Below are 20,713 nucleotides of genomic sequence, written 5' to 3'. Positions count from 1 at the left end.
CCGGTGCGTTACCGGCGAATGATGTCGAAGATCATGCCTTCGAGGGTGACGCCCGGTGCGAAGGAGAACGCCACACCGGTCGAGATCGGCTTCGTCGTCTCCGCCTTGTCGCCGAGCGACACTGCTTTTTCCAGCACGAAGATCAGCGACACGCTCAGCATATTGCCGAACCTGGCCAGCACATCCCAGCTCAGCGCCGCTCGCTCCGGTGCGATCCCCAGCGAATGCACGGACTCCTCGATGATCTTGGGCCCACCCGGGTGGATCGCCCACAGGTCGACATCGGACTTCTGCAATCCATTGCGCCGCAAGGCGTCGGTGACCACGGGATCCACCCCGGCGTAGATGTACCCGGGCAGATTCTCCGACAATTCGCAGGTGATGCCGTTGTGGTTGACGCCGAGCACAATGCCGTCCTCCGCGTCGTCGAACAGCTGGCTGAAGCTGTCCCGGATCACCACCTTGCCGGGCGCCAGCGGCTGCTGGACCTGACCTGCGCCGATGACGACCGCACCGCATCCATCCCCGAACAGGCTGTGGATGATCACGTCGTTGACGTTGTCGTCGAACACGGCGTTCACCGAGCTCAGCTCGATGCAAACCACCATCGCCTTCTTATCCGGATGCGCCCGAACGTAATCCACCGCGGTGCGGATGCCGTTCATAGCCGCGGCACATCCCATGAAGTTCACCACGACCCGGCCCACCGACGGCGACAGGCCGAGCTGCTTCACGACGGCGACATCCACACCGGGCGCGATGAAACCGGTGCTGGTCACGAAGACCAGCAACCCGATCTCCGCCGCCGCGTCCTCGATACCGGCCAGGGCCCGCCCGGCGACATCGACGGCCAGCGGCACCGCGTGCCGGTAGTAGAGATTCATCCGATCCCGGATGGTGCCGCGCTCCCTGCCGAACTGCAGGAATTCGGGATCGAGCGGATCGACGGCCAGTCGGCGGGTGTCGATCTTGGTCTTCTGGTAGATCCGCGAAATCCGCGCTCGCTGCGTTGGATCGGTGAACAGCTCGGCGACCCGGTCGGCGGCCTCGTGCTGATCAACGAGCCGACTCGGCGCGCCGGTCGCGATGCTCTCGATCACGCCGACCGTGGTCGGCGGCGCCGGCGGCAGGCCGTGCTGAGCGAGGCCGTGGCCGTGCTCGTTCCCCTGCCGAGCCGCCGACGTTCCCTCATCGATGGTGATAGACACGAAACTCTCCCCGTTCTAATGAAAATGGTGATCGACACCGCGGTCGGAAGGCGGCGTGATCGGTCGATCGGTCAGCGGAATCGGTTCAGACCGTGCCGATTCCGGTGAATCCCTGCACCGTGTAGACCGCACAGGTCTTCAGGGCCGCGGGCGAGCAGTGCTCGCGGATGAAGCCCCAATTCCGTTCCTCCGCCTCGCGCGAGGGCGACAGCAGGTATGTGCGGCAGAGCTTCGGGAACCGATCGGTGAAGAAGCTCTTCGCCGGAAGCCATTCGACACCGAATTTCGCCGACTCCTCGCGCAATACGTCCTCGGTGGCGATATTGGCGAATCCACTGCGCTGGAACGGCAGGACGTGATGCACCCGGTGCGAACTCAGGCCGGCCGCGAGAAAGCAATCGACATAACGGTTTCCGATCACCTTCAGGTCGTAGGCCTGCTCCATTTGGTTGACGGCCCAGTCTTCGGTACCGGAGGTCGGAAGTTCCTCGGTCTCCACCTCGAAATCATGGCTCGCGACGACCAGGAAGGTGCTGATCCACAGCGTCACCACGAATTGCAGTGCCCAGGCCCAGAAGTCGCCAGCGAGGGTGAATGCCACCAACTCGCCGAGCAATAGCGCGCGCACACCGAACGATCCGATGAAGTGCGGCAGTGCGCCGCCCCATGTCCCGTACATGTCCTTGATGCCGACTTTTCGAGTCAGTCGGCAGACATCGAGGAGTCGAATCGTCATGCCGGTCACCGTGTGTCCGAACTTGTGGATGGTATGAATAGGCACTCGGTACAACCGGGGCACCCGCATCATCATGGTGAAGACGTTCTTCTTGATATCCACTTCACTCTGGGTGTGCGGATGGTGCAGCAGCGCGTGTCCGTCCGCGGTGACGAAAGCCAGTGCGACGTAATTGAAATCGAAGGTGTTCGTATAGATCTTGTTGAGGCCCTTTTGCGCCCGATGGATCGCGTAGTGGCCGAAGCCGGCCAGCGAACTGCGCAGCAGCACCATCGCGATCACGAAGACCGGCAGCGGCATCCAGCTGCGTTCGAACAGGCGCAGACCCTGCACCGCGAAGTACGCGACGGCCAGCACCGCGACCACGATGTTGAAGATCGTGTCCATGCGCCGCAGGCGCGCGGCCAGCTGCGGTTCCTTCAACCGCGCCTTCACTTTATGGAGCAGATCGTCCTTGTTGTCGAATCGGTACTTCGGGGTGTCCTGCCAGCTGTCGAATCCTTCTTTGAACAAGAAATCGGGTGCGTTGTTCTTCGGATGGATGTCCTCGGGTAATGCGTCGCGGCCCAACGCATATCGCTCGAGCATTCGCCCGATTCGCTCCGGATCACGATGGTAGGAGCCGATGATGGAGGTGATGTCGCGATTTTTCGTTCGCCCGATGAAGAACTCGCCGCCGGGATGCTTGGAGATCCAGTCGCTCAGATCGTAGGCTTTTCCGTTGTATACCCACACATTTGAGACTTGCGGGCCACCAGGGGGCGGGCCGGGCGGTCTACGGAAGTCCCGCTCCTCCGCTTCTGGCTGGCTGTTCGTCATCGCATTCCTCCGTGTCTGATCCGCGGTTCGGTGGCCGTTCTGGGCCCCGGGGTTATGGCGTGTATCGCGGACAGGCGCGCGGGCGCTTCATCCGGCGAAGCGGATGTCCCCCCAAAGTCACACACACCGTCTGAGCCTTCGTGACAGCATCGTGCTTCCAGCGCCTTACATCTCACTAAACAATCCCTTAACCCGGTAACTTTCGCGTCGGATTCCCCCCGATCTCTGCGAGAAGACCGAACCAAGGGTAACGTCGGCACCCGCGGCATGCGCGCTTCGCCTCTACTCCGCCTTGGGAACCGGGTCGAGTTAGCCTGCGCGACAGGCTAATCTGGCGGACGAAATGCTGCACTACACCGGGCGGCAGCACCAGCTGCCCTCGTCAAACCATCCGGTCGTACGACCTCGCACTCTTCTGGGGGCAGAACATTGAGTGACCTGACAGCGCGAGCACGCACCTCGCACCGAATCCGACTTCGCCGACCGGGACTCGTGCCCGCCGTGGTCGCGGCGTCGATGTTCGCGGCATTGGTGACGGGCTGCAGCTCCAGCTCCGACTCGAAGACCACATCGTCCGCGCCGCCCTCGGGTCAGCTGCCCGATGCCGCGCAGATCGTGCAGGAGTCCGCCAGGACCACCCAGACTCTGCAAGCCGTGCACCTGAATCTGGCCGTGGACAACCTGAAGACCCTGCCGGTCGAGACCGTGTCCGCGGACGTGACCAACCAGCCGCAGGGCGCCGGTCAGGCGATCGGCGAGGCGAAGGTCCGGACCAAGCCCGAAGCCGACTTCATCCAGGCCAAGTTCCTGGTCGTCGACAAGGTCATGTACGCGCAGACCGGCGGCTCCTCCGCCTACGCCAAAGTGGGTCCGGCCGAACAGATCTACGACCCGGGCGTAATCCTGGACAAGGACAAGGGTCTGGCCAACCTCATCGCACAGGTGAAGAACCCGAAGGTGGAGGGACGCGAGAAGCTCAACGGCACCGACACCGTGAAGGTGTCCGGCACCATCGACTCCTCGGTGATCGATCCCATCGTGCCCAAGTCGGGTGACCCCGCCGGCACCTTCCCGATCACCCTATGGATCGCGGATGTCGCGCCGCCGTCGGGTTCGGCATCGGCCCTGCCGTCGCAGGCGGCCTCGCCCGGCACCGGCCCGAACCTGGTTCAGGCCGTGGTCAAGCGGGATCCGGGCACCATCAAGGTGACGCTGTCGGCGTGGGGTAAGCCGGTCAAGGTCACCGCGCCGCCGAAGTAAGGCGCAGATACCGCGAACCGGTCCGGGGATGGGTGACGGTGGCAGCAGCCGTCATCCGCACTCCCGGGCCGGTTTTCGCATATCAGGCGGTGATCCGGCGTTCCGGCAGATCGAGCACCAAGCGCACGCCGCCGAGTGGGCTGTCGTCGAAATAGGCTCGACCGCCGTGTAATTGCGCCTGCTGGGCGACGAGGGCGAGGCCGAGTCCGGAGCCGCCCTTACTGGCCTGACTGCCGCGGAAGAATCTTTCGAAGACGGCGGTGCGCTCGTCGATGGGGATGCCGCGGCCATTGTCGTCGACGGTGATCAGTATGTGGCCGTTGGGCGTCCGGTGCGCCGAGACCACCGCCTCGGTGGCGCGGCCGTGTTTGACCGAGTTGGCCAGGGCGTTGTCCACCGCGAGGCGCAGCCCGGCGGGCAGGCCGCGGGTGATCAGTTCGGCATCGGTATCAATGCGCACATTCAGTCCGGGGAAATGCCGCATGGCATCGTGCGCGGCTTGATCGCACAGGTCGCCGACGTCGGTATCGACGTGATCGCGCTCGTGGGTGAGATCGCCCGACGCGAGACGTTCCAATGCGGCCAGGGTGGTTTCGACCCGGCCCTGACTGCGCTGGAGATCGGCGAGGATTTCGGCACGCTGCGTCTCGTCCAGGTCGAGGGTGCGCAGCACCTCCAGATCGGTGCGCATGGCGGTGAGCGGTGTGCGCAGTTCGTGGGCGGAGACGGCCGCGAAATCGCGCGCGGTCTCCAGCGCGGCGGCGGTTTCGGTCTGCGCCTGATCCACCCGCTGCAGCAGGGTATTCACCGCCTCGGCGAGCTTCTCCGCCTCCCGCACGCCGGAGCCGTCGACGGGGGGTTGCGGGTTGTCCGGATCGCGATATCCGCTGCGGGTGCCGACCTGCCCGGTGAGATCGACGATCGGGCGCACCGCGCGACCCGCGAGCAGCCAGCCCAGCGCGGCCGCGATGGCGATCGCCAGCCCGGCGCCGGCCAGCACCCAACGCTGTTGCTCGGCGGTTTCGCGCGCCGCGTTAGTGGCCGGAATGCCCAGGGAGACAACTCGTCCCGCTGGCTGGTTCTCGGTGGTGGTGAGCACACGGAACGGGGTGCCGTTCACGGTGACGGTATGCGATCCGATCGGCTGTTCGGGTAGGCGGATCGGTGTGCTGGCCACGACCGTGTTGTTCTCGCGGACGGTCACCGCCATGTCGTAGGTCGGACCGACCAGTCCGAGCACGCCGACGGCCAGCACCGAATCGATGAGCACCAGTCGCGATGCGATGGTCAGTTGCTGATCGGTCTGTGCGAGATTGTTGCGCTCGATGGCCTGCGAGGAGATCACGCCGATGATCGTGACGATGATGATCGCGCCCACCGCGGCCGCTCCGGCGACCCGGGTGCGCAGCGAGAACGTGCGACGCCGCCGGCGTTTGGCGGGAGTCGCTGTGCTGGAGGACATCCGGGTCTCCGGCGTCACGGCGCACTCACTTGGGCGCTCGCAGCACGAACCCGACGCCGCGGACCGTGTGCAGCAGCCGCGGCGTGCGCTCGACCTCGAGCTTGCGGCGCAGATATCCGACGAAGACGTCCACGACATTGGTATCGGCGGCGAAGTCGTAGCCCCACACCAATTCCAGCAGCCGCTCGCGGCTCAGCACCACGCCCGCATTGCGCGCCAGCGTGGACAGCAGCTCGAATTCGCGCTTGGTGAGCTCGATTTCCTGCCCGTGCAGCAGCGCGCGGTATCCGGCGACATCGACCTCGAGCGGACCGACCGTGATCGCGCCGGGCGTGGCCGGAGCGGGGGCGTCCGAGCGGCGGCGCAGCAGCGCCTTGATCCGCGCCACCAGCTCGGCGAGGACGAACGGCTTGGTCAGATAGTCGTCGGCGCCGGACTCCAGTCCGGAGATCCGGTCGTCGACGGAGGCGCGGGCGCTGAGCACACAGATCGGGACTTCGTTGCCCAGGGCACGCAGTGCCGTCACCACGCCCGCGCCATCGAGCACCGGCATATTCATATCGAGCACCACCGCGTCGGGCGCCTGCTCGGTCACGCTGCGCAGTGCCTCGGCGCCGTCCCGCGCGACCCGCACCTGGAAGCCGGACAGCCGCAGCCCGCGCTCGACCGAGGCGAGCACGTCCTCGTCATCGTCGACGACAAGGACAGTCGGGTTCGCGCTCCGCTCGGTAGTCACATCACTCATTCTGCTCCCCCGCCTCCCCGGATCCGGCCGGTCGGAATCCGGGGAGTCACCTCGGTGTGTCGGACGGCAATCAGTAGCTGTGGCAGGTTTCGGCCACGGTGCGGATGGTCTCGGCCAGACCGGCGGCGCGCGGGTCGTTCTCCGCATCCTTCGCCGCGTCCGGGTTCTCGTTGATGGCGGCCTGCAGTTCGGCGCGCCGCTGGTCGACCGGTTGGTCGAACTTGCGCTGCAGTTCGGCCTTCTCGGTCGGGTTGGCGTCGAGCATGGCCGCGAGTTGTGGGGCCTTGGCGTGCAGTGCCGCGTCGACCTGGGCGAAGGTGCAGTCGGAGGTCAGCAGCGGCCCGGCCAGTGTCATCGGATCCGCGGCCGCGATGGCCGGGGAGAGCAACACGGCCACACTGGCCATACCGCCCGCGGCGAGAGCGGCGATGGCCGGGCGACTGCGCAAGAGCTTCATGGTTGTGTCTCCAGATCTTCGAGGTGCTGCATCGTCAAGGGGTGCTGTGGTTCCAGCGCCCTAGACGCTATTGCCCCGCGCTGGCACACGTGTGAACTCTCCCTGAGGATTCCCTAAGGGGTGAAACGTCGCGGTGCCGCAAAGTTATGACGGCACAACGGGATCGCCGTTCGGTGCGACGACCTCGGGTCCCGGCTCCGACGGTCGGCCGGCCCGGATCTGAACCTCCAGTGCGGCGAGCACAGAGGAATCTTCGATGGTGGAGGGCACCTCGTAGGTATCGCCCGCGGTGATCTGCCGGATGGTCTTGCGCAGGATCTTGCCGGATCTGGTCTTGGGCAGCGCGGAAACGATGACGGCGTCGTGCAGCGTGGCGATCGCGCCGATCTGCTCGCGCACCCGCGCGACCAGCTCATCGCGCAGGTGGTCCGCGTCGATCTCGACGCCGGACTTGAGCACCACGTACGCGATCGGCCGCTGGCCCTTGAGCTCATCGGGCAGGCCGATCACCGCGCATTCCGCGACCGCGGCATGTCCGGCGATGGCGGCCTCGATGCTGCCCGCCGAGAGCCGATGCCCGGCCATATTGATCACGTCATCGCTGCGGCCGAGCACGTAGAGGTACCCGTCCTCGTCGAAATAGCCGGAGTCGCCGGTGAGGTAGTGGCCCGGAAAAGCCTCCATATAGGACCGGTGGAAGCGATCTTCGTCGCGCCATAGCCCGGATAGTGTCCCGGGCGGCATCGGTAGTCCGATGACGATATTGCCCTCGGTGCCCGGCGCGACCGGATTGCCCTCGGCGTCGAGCACCCGCAGCCGGAAGCCGGGCACCGGCACCGACGCCGAGCCCGCCTTGATCGGAAGTTGCTGGAGACCGAGCAGATTCGCGCAGATCGGCCAGCCGGTCTCGGTCTGCCACCAGTGGTCGACCACCGGACAATCCGTCCGGTCGGCCAGCAGCGTCTCGTTCGCCCACTCGTAGGTGGCCGGATCCAGGCGCTCGCCGGCGCAGAACAGCGCGCGCAGCGAGGACAGGTCGTAGCGGTGCGCCAGCGCGGCATCCGGATCGGCCTTGCGGATGGCGCGCAGCGCGGTCGGCGCGGTGAACAGCACCCGGACGTTGTGCTCGGCGACCACCCGCCAGAACGCGCCCGCATCCGGGGTGCCGACCGGTTTGCCCTCGTAGAGCAGGGTTGTCGCGCCGACGAGCAGCGGCGCGTAAACGATGTAGGAGTGCCCGACGACCCAGCCGACATCGGAGGCGGCCCACATCACCTGGCCGGGACCCACGTCGTAGATATTGCGCATGGACCAGGCCAGGGCGACCGCGTGTCCGCCGTTGTCGCGGACCACGCCCTTGGGCTTTCCGGTGGTGCCCGAGGTGTAGAGGATGTAGAGCGGATCGGTCGCGGCGACCGGCACCGGATCGGCGGGTGGCGCATCGCGGACCGCCTCATCCCAATCGAGCCATTGCGCCGCGACGGTCTGCGCCGAACTCGGCAGTGATTCGGTGGCCGGCTGCGGGGTGGAGAAGTGGATCGTCGGGAACTGCGGGCGCTGCTTCACGATCACGTGGCGCGGCGCGCTGGTCTCGGCGAGGTCGAGAGCCTGCAACACGATCGGCGGGTAATCGATCGTCCGGCCCGGCTCCAGGCCGCCCGAGGCAGTGATGATGAGCACAGGCTCGGCATCGTCGATGCGGGCGGCGAGCTCCGGTGCGGCGAAGCCGCCGAAGACCACCGAATGCACCGCGCCGATGCGGGCGCAGGCCAGCATGGCGATCACCGCTTCGGGGATCATGGGCAGGTAGATGACCACGCGGTCACCGGTTTTGACGCCCAAACGGACCATCGCGCCGGCGAACTCGGCAACCTTCGCAAGTAGTTCTGCGTAGGTGAAAACACCTCTGGTGCCGGTCATAGCGGAGTCGTATATTAGGGCGGGCTGATCGGCCCGGCTCACCTCGTCCGGCGTGGCACCACCGTGCACGTGTCGGTCGAGGGCGTTGAAGGAGGTATTGAGGCGAGCGTCCGGAAACCACCTGGCCAACGTGCGTGCCGTGGTGTCGACGATATGGGTGGGCGGGATCTCCCAGTCGATCGCCTCGGCGGCCTCCGCCCAGAACTCAGCGGGATCGACCAAGCTGGTCTGATAGACCGGCCGGTACTCATGCTGTGCACTCAATCCCGTGACTCCCTAGCCTCGCCTCGATGCCCGCCTCGATAGATCAGCACGATTGTGGCAGACTTCACGCGACGCCCGGGTGGGTGCCGCGACCTTAGGTTTTGCCAATTATCGGCAGGTCAAGGCCGGTAACCTTACTCAACGTCACCCAAGCTGTTATTGATCCGTTAGAATCTGATGTCACTTATTTGGGCCGTCGTAGACGCAATTTCTCGGCCAGCCGCAGTTCCTCGGCCAGCTCTGCCTGTCGAGCCAGCATGCGATTGTCTAGGTTCGCTGATGGCACGTGGTTGGGGCCAGTTTGGAAAGTGAGTGGGAGATGCGTGACGCCGCAAGGTCCGGCAGCAAACGCTGGGCGCTCGGCAACTGGGACCTGCGCTGGAAGGTTACGGCGGTCCTGGCCGTTCCGCTGGCAGTCGCCGTTGGGCTCGGCGTGTCCAGGATTACTACCGAGTTCGCCGACGCGAACCGGCTGGACGCCGCCGCCGGGAACATCGAGGCGATCCCGGCGGTCACGGCGCTGAGTGCGCAGACGGCGACGACCGCCGGTTCGCAGATGATTTCGATCATGCCGAACGTGTCGATCGTGTCCGACAAGAACCTCGCCGACCTCGACAAGGTCATCGCCGATGCCGAGCAGTCGGTCGGCAAGGTCGACGGTGTCGCCGGTGCGCGCGCGTCGCTGGACAGCATGATCACCCAGGCCAAGGCCGTGCGCGCCCAGGGCAAGAACCCCACGACGCAGACCCCGGCCGAAGTCATCGGCATGATCGACAAGGTCCGCAACGACAGTGTGCACATCGTCGAGTCCACGGTCGGCCAGGTCAGCGACCAGGCCATCGAACAGGCGAAGCTGCGGCTGGTCGACTCGCTGAACACCCGTGCCGCGCTGGTCGGCGAGGTCGCCGCGTTCCCCGAGGTGCTGCGCGGTTCGGCGAGCGGCATTCAGAGCGCTATCACCGCGGCCAATACCGAGCGGGCGATGCTCAACGTGCTCGCGCACCGCTTTCCGGACGCCGACACCTCGATCGCCGACCTGCGGGCCGGTATCGATAACCGGATCTCGCTGCTGACCAGCCCGGAGGCGCAGTCCGGCAAGATCCCGGTCGGTGATCTGAAGAACTCGCTCACCGGCAGCCTCGATGTCTACGAGCACGTGGTCAACAAGTCGACCAAGGACATCGACACGGCGATGGCTTCGCTGGTGTCCACCGCGAATACCGGCGCGTGGACCTATACCGCGGTCGTCATCGCGACAATTCTCGCGGCTCTCTTGCTGGCGGTCTTCGTCGCCCGCTCGATGATCGTGCCGCTACACCGGCTCCGTCTGGCCGCGCTGCGAGTGGCCGAGAGCGATCTGCCGCACGAGGTCGCCCAGCTGCGTAACGGCGCTTCCCCCGAGGATGTGCCGCTGGAGCCGATGCCGATCCGCAGCCACGAGGAAATCGGTCAGTTGGCCCGCGCCGTGGACGACATCCACGGCCAGGCCCTGCGCTTGGCCAGTGACCAGGCGCAGATGCGTGCCCAGGTCAACGACATGTTCGAAACCCTGGCCCGGCGGTCCAAGTCGCTCGTCGACCACCAGCTGAGCTTGATCGAGGCGATGGAGTACGACGAGAAGGATCCACGTCTGCTGGAAAACCTGTTCCGGCTGGACCATCTCGCGGCCCGCATGCGCCGTAACGGCGACAACCTGTTGATCCTCGCCGGTACCAGGCAGCGGCGCAGCAAGTCCGCGCCGGTCGAGATCGCGGACGTGCTGCGTGCGGCGATCTCCGAGGTCGAGGACTACGAGCGCGTGAAGCTCGGTGCCACACCCCGTGGTTCGCTCGTCGAGCCCGCCGCCTCGGATATGGCGCACCTGTTCGCCGAGCTGCTGGACAACGCGCTGCGCGCCTCGCCGCCGGAGACCGACGTGAAGTTCACCTTCGCGCAGGGGCACGACCAGGGCATGCTCATCGAGGTCGCGGACCGCGGCATCGGTATGCCGCCCGCCGAGATGGCCGATATCAACCGGCGGCTCGAGCAAACTGCAGAGCCTGGCCCGGACACAGCCCGCCACATGGGTCTTTTCGTGGTCGGCCGACTCGCCGAACGACACGGCCTCACCGTGCGGCTGCGTCCGACCTTCGATACCGCGCGCGATCCCGGCGTCACGGTCACCGTGCACGTTCCGTTGAGTCTCGTCGTGGGGCAGGGACAGACCACCGCGATGCCGCAGGCAGCGGCGCCGCAGGTGTCCGCGGCTGCGCCGCAGCGGCCGACTCCGTCCCCGATGCAGACGCGGGCGATCACCAGGACGCCGGGCGGCAATGTCATGGTCACCGTCGATCCCGGTGTGAGCGGCCCGATTCCGGTCAGCAGTCCGGCCCCGTCCGCGCCCAGCGGCCCGATTCCGTCGGCGGGCGGCGGTCTGCCGCAGCGTTCGCCCGGCTCGACCATGTCCGCTGGGGCCTCGGGACTGCGCCAGGATTCGGCGCAGTCGGGTGCGAGCCTGCGCCCAACGACCGGACAGGCGCCGAGCGGTCCGCAGCGCGGCAAGCTCGCCGCGGCGAATCTGCCCAAGCGCAGTGTCACTCCCGGCGGTCCGCCGCCGAACCGGCCGGGCGCCGAGCCGACCATCTCCGGTGGCGGTCTGCCGCCGCGGAATCTGAATTCCGGTGGTCTGCCGCAGCGTCAGCCCGGCACGAATGGTGTGCCGCAGCCCGAGGGCGGTCCGCTCGGCGGTGGTCTGCCGCAGCGTCAGCCGGGCAGCAATGGTGCGCCGCAGCGCGAGGGGTCGGGCGGTCTGCCGCAGCGTCCGTCGGGTTTGAACGGGCTGCCGCAGCGGGAACCGGGCGCGGGTGGTGTGCCGCCGCGCGATACGGGTTCGGGCTTGCCGCAGCGCGATGCCGGTACGGGTCTGCCGCAGCGTGATGCTGGTTCGGGCTTGCCGCAGCGTGATTCGGCTTCGGGTGGTCTGCCGCAGCGTGAGCCGGGTGCGACCGGTCTGCCGCAGCGTCAGTCGCCGGCGGCGAATCTGCCGCAGCGCGAGACGCCGGTCGGGTTGCCGCAGCGCGATGCTGGTTCGGGTCTGCCGCCGCGGGACACCGGGGCGAATGGTTTGCCGCAGCGTGAGTCCGGACTGAACGGTCTGCCGCAGCGGGACACCGGTTCGGGCCTGCCGCAGCGGGACCCCGCTTCGGGTGGTCTGCCGCAGCGTGATTCGGCTTTGGGCGGGTTGCCGCAGCGGGATTCGGGGTCGAACGGCCTGCCGCAGCGCGACCCGGCTTCGGGTGGTCTGCCGCAGCGTGATTCGGCTTTGGGCGGGTTGCCGCAGCGGGATTCGGGGTCGAACGGCCTGCCGCAGCGCGACTCGGCGTCCGGCGGTCTGCCGCAGCGCGAGTCGGGTCTGAACGGGCTCCCGTCGCGGGATGCCGGTTCGGGCTTGCCGCAGCGTGATGCTGGTTCGGGTCTGCCGCAGCGTGATTCGGCCTCGGGTGGTCTGCCGCAGCGTGAGCCGGGTGCGACCGGTCTGCCGCAGCGTCAGTCGCCCGCGGCGAATCTGCCGCAGCGGGAAGCCCCGAACGGTCTGCCGCAGCGGCAGACGGGTGCGCATACGCCGAGCGGTTTGCACCAGCGCGACGGCCTACCATCCCGGGATGGCCTGCACCAGCGCGACGGTCTGCCGTCTCGCGATAGCCTGCCGTCTCGCGATAGCCTGCCGTCTCGTGACAGCCTGCCGTCTCGCGATAGCCTGCCGTCCCGTGACAGCCTGCCGTCCCGTGACAGCCTGCCGTCTCGCGATAGCCTGCCGTCCCGCGACGGTCTCCCGCAGCGGGAGCCGGGTGTGACCGGTCTGCCCCAGCGTGAGCCGGGTGCGACCAACCTGCCGCGCCGGGAAGTGCCACCGGGTGTCGGTCTGCCGCGGCGGGATCGCGGCGGTCTGACCCAGCCCGCCGCGAGCGGTGAGGTGCCCGCGGTCTCCGAGGGCGGAACCTCGACCGCACCGCGCGATCCGGGTCGGCACAGCTTCAAGCCGGATCCGGAGAAGGCGGCGTCGTTCTTCCAGACCAGGTTGCAGCCGGCGGTCGATTCTGATTCGGTGATGGGCGGCACCCCGATCTTCGCCGAGATGATGTCGGCGTGGCTCTCCGATCCGAATGCGGACCGGTCCCAAGTGGCCGCCTCCTTCGAATCACCGGGTGACGAAGGATGGCAGGCGGCCCGCCGCGCGAGCGAGGCCCAGGCCGAAACAAAGACGGCTGCCGGGTTGCCGCAACGCAATCCGGGCGGGAGGCTGGTCCCCGGTGGTGTCAACGGCAACGCCGATCGCGCGCCGCGTCGCGATCCAGAAACGATCAGGTCCAGCTTGAGTCGTCACCAGCAGGGCGTCCGGGATGGCCGCGCAATGAAGGCAATGAACCTAACCGGAGATAAAGGAGACCGATGAACCCCGATCTAGGTGGTACGAATCGTCAGCTGGATTGGCTGGTTTCGAACTTCGCCAACGAGGTTCCTGGCGTAGCTCATGCCGTCCTGGTCTCGGCTGACGGCCTACTCATGGCGGCGAGCGCGCAGCTGCCGGTGGACCGCGCCGAACAGCTCTCGGCCGTCACCGCCGGGCTGGCCAGCCTCTCGGTGGGTGTTTCGAACCTATTCGAAGGCGGCACGGTGCTGCAGTCGGTGGTCGAGATGGAGCATGGCTACCTGCTGCTAATGGCAGTCGGCGATGGCTCGTATCTCGCCGTGCTGACCAACACCTCATGCGATATCGGTCAGGTCGGATACGAAATGGCCTTGTTGGTGGAGCGCGTCGGACAGACAGTCCAGGCCACGCCGCGCGTCACGATGGGTTCCTGATGGTGGGATGGACATAGACGATCACCGCATGGGGAGCGCCGAGCCGAGTCTCGTTCGCCCGTACTCGCTGACTGCGGGCCGCACCAGGCCCGCGGTCGAGTTGGCGTTGGAGGCACTTGTCGCATCGCATCCGGTCGCCCTGGAGCGGCAGTTCGAACTGACCAACATCGAGACGTCCATCGTGGAGTTGTGCAGAGAATCGCCGTCCGTTGCTGAAGTGGCAGCGCGTTTGGGTATCCCCATCGGGGTGGCCCGCGTGCTCGTGGCCGACCTCATCGAGGCCGGGCATGTGCGTGTTTCGGCGACTTTGAAAGACGATTCCAGCGACGATGAACGTCGCGAGCTGATCGAAAGGGTTCTCAGTGGACTCCGGCGTATTTGATTCGACGGCACAGGTCGATACCCGCACCAGCAAGCCGACTTCGGCAAAGATCGTGGTCGCTGGCGGCTTCGGTGTCGGTAAGACCACGTTGGTGGGTGCCGTCTCGGAGATTGTTCCGCTGCGCACCGAGGCATTGGTGACCAATGCCAGTACCGGAATCGACAATCTGACCGGTATTCCGATGAAGTCGACCACCACGGTGGCGATGGACTTCGGCCGGATCAGCCTCGCCGACGACCTGGTGCTCTACCTGTTCGGTACACCGGGCCAGTACCGCTTCTGGTTCATGTGGGACGACCTGATCCGCGGCGCCATCGGCGCGGTGGTGCTGGTCGACACCCGCAGACTCGAGGACAGCTTCGCCGCCGTCGACTACTTCGAAGCGCGCAACCTACCCTTCCTGGTGGCGCTCAACGAGTTCGACGACGCACCGCGGTATCCGATCGAGGACATCCGTCAGGCCCTCGCGGTGCCTGCGGATGTGCCGATCCTGTCCATCGACGCCCGTCGTCGTGAGCCTGCCAAACAGGCGCTGGTTTCGCTAACCGAATATGCCCTACGCAAGGTCATGCAGGGTTACTGAGGACTTGCGCACCGAGTGGCTAAGCTCGCTCGGTGAGGATTTCGGCGCGGGAGTTGCTCGGGCAACTGCTCGACTCGGACTCGTATATCAGCTGGGATCGGCCACCGGTGGCGGTGGCCGCATCCCCGCATTATCGCGAGGATCTGCGTAAGGCCGCGCTGGCGGCGGGGACCGATGAGTCGGTGCTCACCGGCGAAGGTCTGCTGCGTGGTCGTCGCGTGGCCGTAATCGCTTGCGAATTCGGATTTCTGGCGGGTTCGATCGGTGTGGCCGCGGCGGAGCGGATCGTCGCGGCGGTCGAGCGCGCCACCGAACTCGGCTTGCCCCTGGTAGCGTCGCCGACCTCGGGCGGCACCAGGATGCAGGAGGGCACAGTCGCTTTCGTGCAGATGGTGAAGATCGCGGGCGCGGTCGCGGTGCACAAGGCGGCCGGGCATCCGTACCTGGTCTATCTGCGCAATCCCACCATGGGCGGCGTCTTCGCGTCCTGGGGTTCGCTCGGGCATATCACCTTCGCCGAACCCGGCGCGCTGATCGGATTTCTCGGACCGCGCGTCTATAAAGCGCTGTACGGCAGGGAATTTCCGGAGGGCGTGCAGGTCGCGGAGAATCTGTACCACAGTGGTGTGATCGATGGTGTCATGCCGGTGCCGGTATTCCGCCGGATCGCACACCGCGCCTTGAGTGTATTGAGCGGTTTGCCGGATCCCGTTGCGGCGGAATCCGGTTGGGCCGCGCCGGTGCACGGCCTCGATATCGGATCGCAAGATCGTGCCGCCTCGGGCGAGTCGGAGGCGGATGACGCTGTCCCGGCGTGGGATTCGGTGCGGATCTCGCGCCGTCCCGGTCGGCCGGGTACCCGTGACCTATTACGCCACGTGACACAACGGGTTCCGCTCAGCGGCACCGGTCAGGGCGAATCCGATCGCACGATCGTGCACGCGCTGGCCCGTTTTCGCGGTCAGCCGTGCGTGGTCTTCGGCCACGACCGCTCCGGCCAGCACGGCGAACACACCATGGGGCCGGCCGCACTGCGCGAGGCCCGGCGCAGTATGGCGCTCGCCCAGGAGTTGCGACTGCCGCTGGTGCTCGTGATCGATACGGTCGGCGCGGCGCTGTCGAAGGAAGCCGAGGAGCGCGGGCTCGCACCCGAAATCGCCCGCTGCATAGCGGATCTGGTGACCCTGGACACCCCGACCATCTCGATTCTGCTCGGTCAGGGCACCGGCGGCGGCGCACTGGCCCTGCTTCCCGCCGACCGCGTCCTGGCCGCCACCCACGGCTGGCTCGCGCCGCTACCGCCGGAGGGCGCCAGCGCGATCGTCTACCGAGACACCGCGCATGCCCCGAAGTTGGCCGAGGACCAGGGCATTCGCGCCGCCGATCTACTTGCCGACGGCGTGGTCGATCGCATTGTCCCGGAATTTCCGGATGCCGCCGACGAACCGGTCGACTTCGCCCGCCGCATGGTCGCCGCCATCGCCGCCGAGCTGACCGACCTGCGCGCCCGGCCGCTGGACGAACTGCGCGCATCGCGTCATACCCGCTACCGCCGCCTCGGCCTGCCCGAGCCCTGATCCATCCCCGATAACCAGGGCAAATGACACTGCGACCAGCAAATTGGTGGTCAACACGCTGTGGGTATTCGTTGACGACTCGCTGCGGCACTTCTACGGTCGGAATGTGACCTTCAGAAGCGAGACCTGCGCCATTCCCGCGATCGTGCTGAACGACGGGAACGTGATCCCGCAACTCGGCTTCGGTGTGTTCCAAGTTCCGCCCGGTGACGTCTACCCGGTCGTCACCACCGCACTGGAGGCGGGTTACCGCAGCATCGACACCGCCGCGATCTACGGCAACGAGGAGGGCACCGGTCGCGCCATCCGGGAATTCGGGCTGCCGCGCGACGAGGTCTATGTCACCACCAAGCTGTGGAATTCCGATCAGGGCTACGACTCCACGCTGCGCGGCTTCGACGCCAGCATGGCCCGGCTCGGCCTGGACTACCTCGATCTCTTCCTCATCCACTGGCCGGTGGCGCAGGCCGATCGCTATGTCGAAACCTTCAAGGCGTTCCAGACATTGAAGGCGCAGGGCCGGGTCCGCTCGATCGGCGTCTCGAACTTCACCCTCGCCGACCTCCAGCGCGTCATCGGCGAGACGGGCGAGATCCCGGTCGTCAACCAGATCGAACTGCATCCCCGGCTGGCGCAGCGCGAGCTGCGCGCCTTCCACGATGCGAATGCCATTGCCACCGAGGCGTGGAGTCCGCTCGGCCAGGGCACGCTGCTCGGCGATCACACCATCGTCGCCATCGCCAACGAGGTCGGCCGCACCCCGGCCCAGGTGATCATTCGCTGGCATCTGCAGCTGGGCAACATCGTCATACCGAAGTCGGTCACGCCGTCGCGCATCGCCGCCAACTTCGACGTCTTCGGCTTCGAACTGACCCGCGACCAGATGGACGCCATCAACGCGCTGGACAGCGGATCCCGCATCGGCCCCGATCCGGCCACCTTCACCGTCGGTTTGTAGTTATTGCAAACCCAGGTACTTGGTGAGTTCCTGGGCCGCCGCGCGGCCAGCGCGGTTCGCGCCGACGGTGCTCGCGGACGGGCCGTAGCCGATCAGGTGAATGCGCGGGTCGACCGCTACCTGGGTGGCCAGGCGGCCGGTCATGGTGATGCCACCGCCGGGACCGCGCAGGCGTAGCGGGGCCAAATGGTCCAGGGCACTACGGAAGCCGGTCGCCCACAGGATCACATCGGCCCGCTGGAACGAGCCGTCGGCCCAGCGCACCCCATTCGGTTCGATGCTCGCGAACATCGGCTGCCGCGCCAGCGCGCCGCGGGCCCGCGCGGCACGCAGCCGATCGTCGAGCCGCAGCCCGGTCACCGAGACCACCGAACCCGGCGGCAGTCCGTGCCGCACCCGGTCCTCCACAATGGCGACGGCGGCGCGGCCGTCCTCCTCGGCGAACGGCGCATCGCGGAAGACCGGCTCCCGCCGCGTCACCCAGGTGGTGGTGGTCACCTGTGAGATCTCATCGAGCAACTGAACCGCCGATACGCCACCGCCGACCACCACGACATGCTTGCCCGCGAATTCGTCGGCGGTGCGGTAGTCGTGGGTGTGCAGCTGCCGTCCGGTGAAGGTCTCCGCGCCCGGATAGTGCGGTATGAACGGATGCTCCCAGGTGCCGGTGCCATTGATCAGGCCGCGCACCCGGATCGTGCCCGCGGCGTCGGTCTCGACATTCAGCCTCGTGCCGCGCCCCGCCGCGAGGTCCGGCCCTGCGGCGCAAGGGGTTCCGTCCGCATTGCGATCGCAGACCACGGTCACCGAGACCGGTCGGCGGACCCGCAGGTCGTATCGCTTCTCGTACAGCTCGTAATAGCGCGGCACCGCGGTCGCCGCGGGGACGGCGTCGGAATCGGGAGGCACAGTCTCGGCAAATGACATGCCTGGGAGGTCGTGTACTCGATTGACGGTGGTCAAGGTGAGTGATGGCCACCGAAACTGCCAGGCCCCGCCGGGTCCGGGTGCGTGATCGACGATCAAGAAGTCCTGTTCGGGACGCAATCCGAGGCGCTGCAGGTGGTAACCGGCCGACAGCCCTGCCTGACCAGCACCGATCACCAGGATGGAGAAGTCTGTCGGCACAAGCCGAGATCGTATCGGCTTGGTCGGTATGTGCCGCCGACTATGGCACAGTTGATGTAACCACTCGAACCGGTCAGTTGGGGAGAATGCATTGCTCGGAGTTAGCCGTGACGGCGACGTCGTCACCATCGAACTACAGCGCGAGGAGCGTCGTAACGCGCTGAACCTCGAACTCGTCTCTCGGCTGCGCGATGCCGTGTGGACCGCCGCCGAGGATGCCCGGGTGATCGTGCTCACCGGCCGGGGGCCGATCTTCAGTGCGGGCGCGGACCTATCCGGTGTCTATTCGGACAACTTCCTCGAGACCCTGCTCGAGATGCTGCACACCATCGAATCCGTGCCGGTTCCGGTGATCTCGGCGATCAATGGCGCCGCACTCGGTGCGGGCGTGCAGATCGCACTGGCCTCGGATCTGCGGGTCATCGAACCCGACGCCTACATCGCCATTCCGGCCGCCAAGCTCGGCATAACCGTGGACCGCTGGACCGTGCGGCGCCTGGTATCGCTGATCGGCGGCGGCCCGGCCCGGACCATCCTGCTCGGTGCGGAACCGGTCTCGGGGGCCGACGCCTACTCCTTCGGCTTCGCCAACCGGCTCGGCACCCTGGCCGACGCACAGGAATGGGCCAAAACCATCGCCGAACTGGCGCCGCTATCGCTACGCCATATGAAGCTGGTCCTCAACGACGACGGCACGCGCGACCCGGACAGCACGCAGCAACGCGCGGCGCTGGAGGCGGCGTGGACCAGCCAGGACGCTCAGGAGGGGCGATTGGCCAGACAAGAGAAGCGCGCGGCGAAATTCATGGGGCGCTGATGGCGATCAAGAAGCTTGTCGCAGCGGCCGCGGGCGCGGTCGGCATCACCTGGGTGGTGCGTGCGGTCTGGGATATCCCGTCGGCGATCGGCGCCTCGATCAATGCCATCCAACCCTATGCCGCCGGCGCGGTGAGCTACCGCAATCGGCAGTTCCACAACACCGAGCCGAGCACCCAGTTCGTCTCGGGTGCGGGTCCGTCTCTGCTGTTTTCGGTGCTGACCCGGCGCAATGCCGGTCGTCCGCGCGTCGCGGTTCCGCTGGCGACCCCCGAGGTGCCGACCGAGGCCGCCGATCTCGCGGTCACCTGGTACGGGCACGCATCGGCCCTCATCGAGGTGGACGGGTACCGGATTCTCACCGATCCCGTATGGAGCGAACGGGTTTCGCCGTCGCCGCTGGTCGGTCCGGCCCGGCTGCATCCGGTGCCGACGCAGCTGTCGGAGCTGCCGCCGGTGGACGCGGTGCTCATCTCCCATGATCACTACGACCATCTGGACAAGGCCACCATCCGCCAGCTGGTGCTCGATCAGGCCGCGCCCTTTCTGGTGCCGATCGGCATCGGCGCGCACCTGCGCCACTGGGGTGTGCCCGACCACCGGATCATCGAATTGGATTGGGGTGGTTCGGTTTCCCTCGCCTCGCTGGGCCGGGATCGCGATGGCACGGATCTGGTGCTCACCTGTACCGAGGCGCGGCACTTCTCCGGACGCGGCTTCGTTCGCAACACCACGCTGTGGGCGTCCTGGTCCATTGTCGGCCCGACCCGCCGAGTGTATTTCGGCGGTGACACCGGATACACCAAGGCATTTGCCGAGGCCGGTGCCGCGCTCGGCCCATTCGATCTGACGCTGTTGCCGATCGGGGCCTATGACGAGGCCTGGCCGGATGTGCATATGAATCCGGAAGAGGCGGTTCGGGCACACGCCGACCTCGCTGTCGGCGATCCGGGCCACGGGCTGCTGGTACCGATCCACTGGGCAACTTTCAACCTGGCCTTCCACGGTTGGTCGGAGCCGGTGCGCAGGATGGTCGAGGCGGCCCGCGCGGCCGGTACCGCGGTGGCGGTGCCGATGCCGGGACAGCGCGTCGATCCCAATGGTCTGCCGACCCGAGATTCCTGGTGGGAGGATGTGGGGTGAATACCTCGGTTCGTCGACAGGAAGGAATGAAGGCATGAGTCTTGTGGACACCCTGAAAGGCCTGGTCGGCAAGGGGAAGGAAGCGGCGGCCAAGAACGCCGACAAGATCCACGAAGCGGTCGACAAGGCTGGCGATTTCATCGACGAGAAGACCGGTCACAAGTACTCGGACAAGATCGAGAAGGGCAAGGAAGCCGCCAAGAACGTGGTTCCGACCGAGCAGGCCGCGCCGGAGGAGCCGACTGCCTCCGCGCCAGAGCCGGAGGAGCCGATCGCCCCCGCGCCGGCGCCGGAGGAGCCGACTGCCTCTGCACCAGAGCCGGAAGAGTCGATCGCCCCCGCGCCGGCGCCGGAGGAGCCGACCGCCGCTAAGCCGGAAGAGCCGGGTAAGTCTCAGGCCTGATATGCGGCGG

General features: G+C 66.9%; 17 protein-coding genes. 10 read left to right on the top strand and 7 right to left on the bottom strand.

Going from position 1 to position 20,713, the window contains the following annotated elements; genetic code table 11:
- Window positions 1-8: 8 nt before the first annotated feature.
- Window positions 9-1,202: a type III polyketide synthase gene (locus ACHQ4I_RS04805; protein ID WP_420770813.1), complete on the bottom strand. Its 1,194-nt coding sequence runs from the start codon at window positions 1,200-1,202 to the stop codon at window positions 9-11.
- Window positions 1,203-1,293: 91 nt separating this feature from the next.
- A complete protein-coding gene (locus tag ACHQ4I_RS04800) occupies window positions 1,294-2,763 on the bottom strand; it encodes a cytochrome b5 domain-containing protein (RefSeq protein WP_420770446.1) in 1,470 nt (489 codons plus the stop codon).
- A gap of 429 nt (window positions 2,764-3,192) precedes the next feature.
- Between ACHQ4I_RS04800 and ACHQ4I_RS04795 the strand changes: the two genes are divergently transcribed.
- Window positions 3,193-4,023, top strand: coding sequence for an LppX_LprAFG lipoprotein (locus tag ACHQ4I_RS04795; RefSeq protein WP_420770445.1), 831 nt, complete (start codon window positions 3,193-3,195; stop codon window positions 4,021-4,023).
- 82 nt (window positions 4,024-4,105) lie between these two features.
- Here ACHQ4I_RS04795 and ACHQ4I_RS04790 read toward each other — a convergent pair whose 3' ends face one another.
- The 4 genes from ACHQ4I_RS04790 to ACHQ4I_RS04775 form a co-directional block, all read right to left on the bottom strand.
- Window positions 4,106-5,485, bottom strand: coding sequence for a sensor histidine kinase (locus tag ACHQ4I_RS04790; protein WP_420770444.1), 1,380 nt, complete (start codon window positions 5,483-5,485; stop codon window positions 4,106-4,108).
- Window positions 5,486-5,510: 25 nt separating this feature from the next.
- Window positions 5,511-6,230: a response regulator transcription factor gene (locus ACHQ4I_RS04785; protein WP_420770443.1), complete on the bottom strand. Its 720-nt coding sequence runs from the start codon at window positions 6,228-6,230 to the stop codon at window positions 5,511-5,513.
- Window positions 6,231-6,300: 70 nt separating this feature from the next.
- Window positions 6,301-6,687 (bottom strand): hemophore-related protein, encoded by a 387-nt coding sequence (locus ACHQ4I_RS04780; RefSeq protein ID WP_420770442.1) that lies wholly within the window; start codon window positions 6,685-6,687, stop codon window positions 6,301-6,303.
- A gap of 144 nt (window positions 6,688-6,831) precedes the next feature.
- Window positions 6,832-8,871: an AMP-binding protein gene (locus tag ACHQ4I_RS04775; RefSeq protein ID WP_420770441.1), complete on the bottom strand. Its 2,040-nt coding sequence runs from the start codon at window positions 8,869-8,871 to the stop codon at window positions 6,832-6,834.
- 319 nt (window positions 8,872-9,190) lie between these two features.
- On the opposite strand from ACHQ4I_RS04775, the gene ACHQ4I_RS04770 reads away from it, so the two are divergent.
- From ACHQ4I_RS04770 to ACHQ4I_RS04745, 6 genes are all read left to right on the top strand, one after another.
- Window positions 9,191-13,303 (top strand): ATP-binding protein, encoded by a 4,113-nt coding sequence (locus ACHQ4I_RS04770; RefSeq protein ID WP_420770440.1) that lies wholly within the window; start codon window positions 9,191-9,193, stop codon window positions 13,301-13,303.
- Window positions 13,300-13,713, top strand: coding sequence for a roadblock/LC7 domain-containing protein (locus tag ACHQ4I_RS04765; protein WP_011207200.1), 414 nt, complete (start codon window positions 13,300-13,302; stop codon window positions 13,711-13,713). Before ACHQ4I_RS04770 ends, ACHQ4I_RS04765 begins: the two co-directional genes overlap by 4 nt.
- A 7-nt stretch (window positions 13,714-13,720) precedes the next feature.
- Window positions 13,721-14,095, top strand: a complete 375-nt coding sequence (locus ACHQ4I_RS04760; protein ID WP_040686485.1) for a DUF742 domain-containing protein — start codon at window positions 13,721-13,723, stop codon at window positions 14,093-14,095.
- On the top strand, window positions 14,076-14,678 hold the full coding sequence (locus ACHQ4I_RS04755; protein ID WP_174414979.1) for a GTP-binding protein: 603 nt from the start codon (window positions 14,076-14,078) through the stop codon (window positions 14,676-14,678). Before ACHQ4I_RS04760 ends, ACHQ4I_RS04755 begins: the two co-directional genes overlap by 20 nt.
- Window positions 14,679-14,710: 32 nt before the next feature.
- A complete protein-coding gene (locus ACHQ4I_RS04750; protein WP_420770439.1) occupies window positions 14,711-16,255 on the top strand; it encodes a carboxyl transferase domain-containing protein in 1,545 nt (514 codons plus the stop codon).
- Between the two features lie 106 nt (window positions 16,256-16,361).
- Window positions 16,362-17,213 carry an aldo/keto reductase gene (locus ACHQ4I_RS04745; RefSeq protein WP_420770438.1) on the top strand — a complete coding sequence of 284 codons (852 nt, stop codon included), beginning with the start codon at window positions 16,362-16,364 and terminating at the stop codon, window positions 17,211-17,213.
- On the opposite strand, the gene ACHQ4I_RS04740 is transcribed toward ACHQ4I_RS04745, so the two are convergent.
- On the bottom strand, window positions 17,214-18,341 hold the full coding sequence (locus ACHQ4I_RS04740; protein WP_420770437.1) for an NAD(P)-binding domain-containing protein: 1,128 nt from the start codon (window positions 18,339-18,341) through the stop codon (window positions 17,214-17,216).
- A 91-nt stretch (window positions 18,342-18,432) separates the two neighbouring features.
- On the opposite strand from ACHQ4I_RS04740, the gene ACHQ4I_RS04735 reads away from it, so the two are divergent.
- Genes ACHQ4I_RS04735 through ACHQ4I_RS04725 form a run of 3 tightly spaced genes read left to right on the top strand, consistent with a single transcriptional unit; the run spans window position 18,433 to window position 20,703 of the window.
- Window positions 18,433-19,158, top strand: a complete 726-nt coding sequence (locus ACHQ4I_RS04735; RefSeq protein ID WP_420770436.1) for an enoyl-CoA hydratase — start codon at window positions 18,433-18,435, stop codon at window positions 19,156-19,158.
- Entirely contained in the window at window positions 19,158-20,300 is a 1,143-nt protein-coding gene (locus tag ACHQ4I_RS04730; protein ID WP_420770435.1) for an MBL fold metallo-hydrolase, read from the top strand. Before ACHQ4I_RS04735 ends, ACHQ4I_RS04730 begins: the two co-directional genes overlap by 1 nt.
- Window positions 20,301-20,334: 34 nt before the next feature.
- Entirely contained in the window at window positions 20,335-20,703 is a 369-nt protein-coding gene (locus ACHQ4I_RS04725) for an antitoxin (RefSeq protein WP_420770434.1), read from the top strand.
- Window positions 20,704-20,713: the final 10 nt, after the last annotated feature.

The sequence above is a fragment of the Nocardia nepalensis genome (genome assembly GCF_048910785.1).
Lineage (GTDB): Bacteria > Actinomycetota > Actinomycetes > Mycobacteriales > Mycobacteriaceae > Nocardia > Nocardia nepalensis.
This window is presented reverse-complemented; position numbering and strand designations above follow the sequence as displayed.

Excerpts from the sequence above, each read along its gene's own strand:
- ACHQ4I_RS04760 (WP_040686485.1), top strand. The coding sequence starts at position 13,721 with ATGGACATAGACGATCACCGCATGGGGAGCGCCGAGCCGAGTCTCGTT.
- ACHQ4I_RS04800 (WP_420770446.1), bottom strand. The coding sequence starts at position 2,763 with ATGACGAACAGCCAGCCAGAAGCGGAGGAGCGGGACTTCCGTAGACCG.
- ACHQ4I_RS04725 (WP_420770434.1), top strand. The coding sequence starts at position 20,335 with ATGAGTCTTGTGGACACCCTGAAAGGCCTGGTCGGCAAGGGGAAGGAA.
- ACHQ4I_RS04770 (WP_420770440.1), top strand. The coding sequence starts at position 9,191 with ATGCGTGACGCCGCAAGGTCCGGCAGCAAACGCTGGGCGCTCGGCAAC.
- ACHQ4I_RS04790 (WP_420770444.1), bottom strand. The coding sequence starts at position 5,485 with ATGTCCTCCAGCACAGCGACTCCCGCCAAACGCCGGCGGCGTCGCACG.
- ACHQ4I_RS04730 (WP_420770435.1), top strand. The coding sequence starts at position 19,158 with ATGGCGATCAAGAAGCTTGTCGCAGCGGCCGCGGGCGCGGTCGGCATC.
- ACHQ4I_RS04765 (WP_011207200.1), top strand. The coding sequence starts at position 13,300 with ATGAACCCCGATCTAGGTGGTACGAATCGTCAGCTGGATTGGCTGGTT.
- ACHQ4I_RS04780 (WP_420770442.1), bottom strand. The coding sequence starts at position 6,687 with ATGAAGCTCTTGCGCAGTCGCCCGGCCATCGCCGCTCTCGCCGCGGGC.
- ACHQ4I_RS04785 (WP_420770443.1), bottom strand. The coding sequence starts at position 6,230 with ATGAGTGATGTGACTACCGAGCGGAGCGCGAACCCGACTGTCCTTGTC.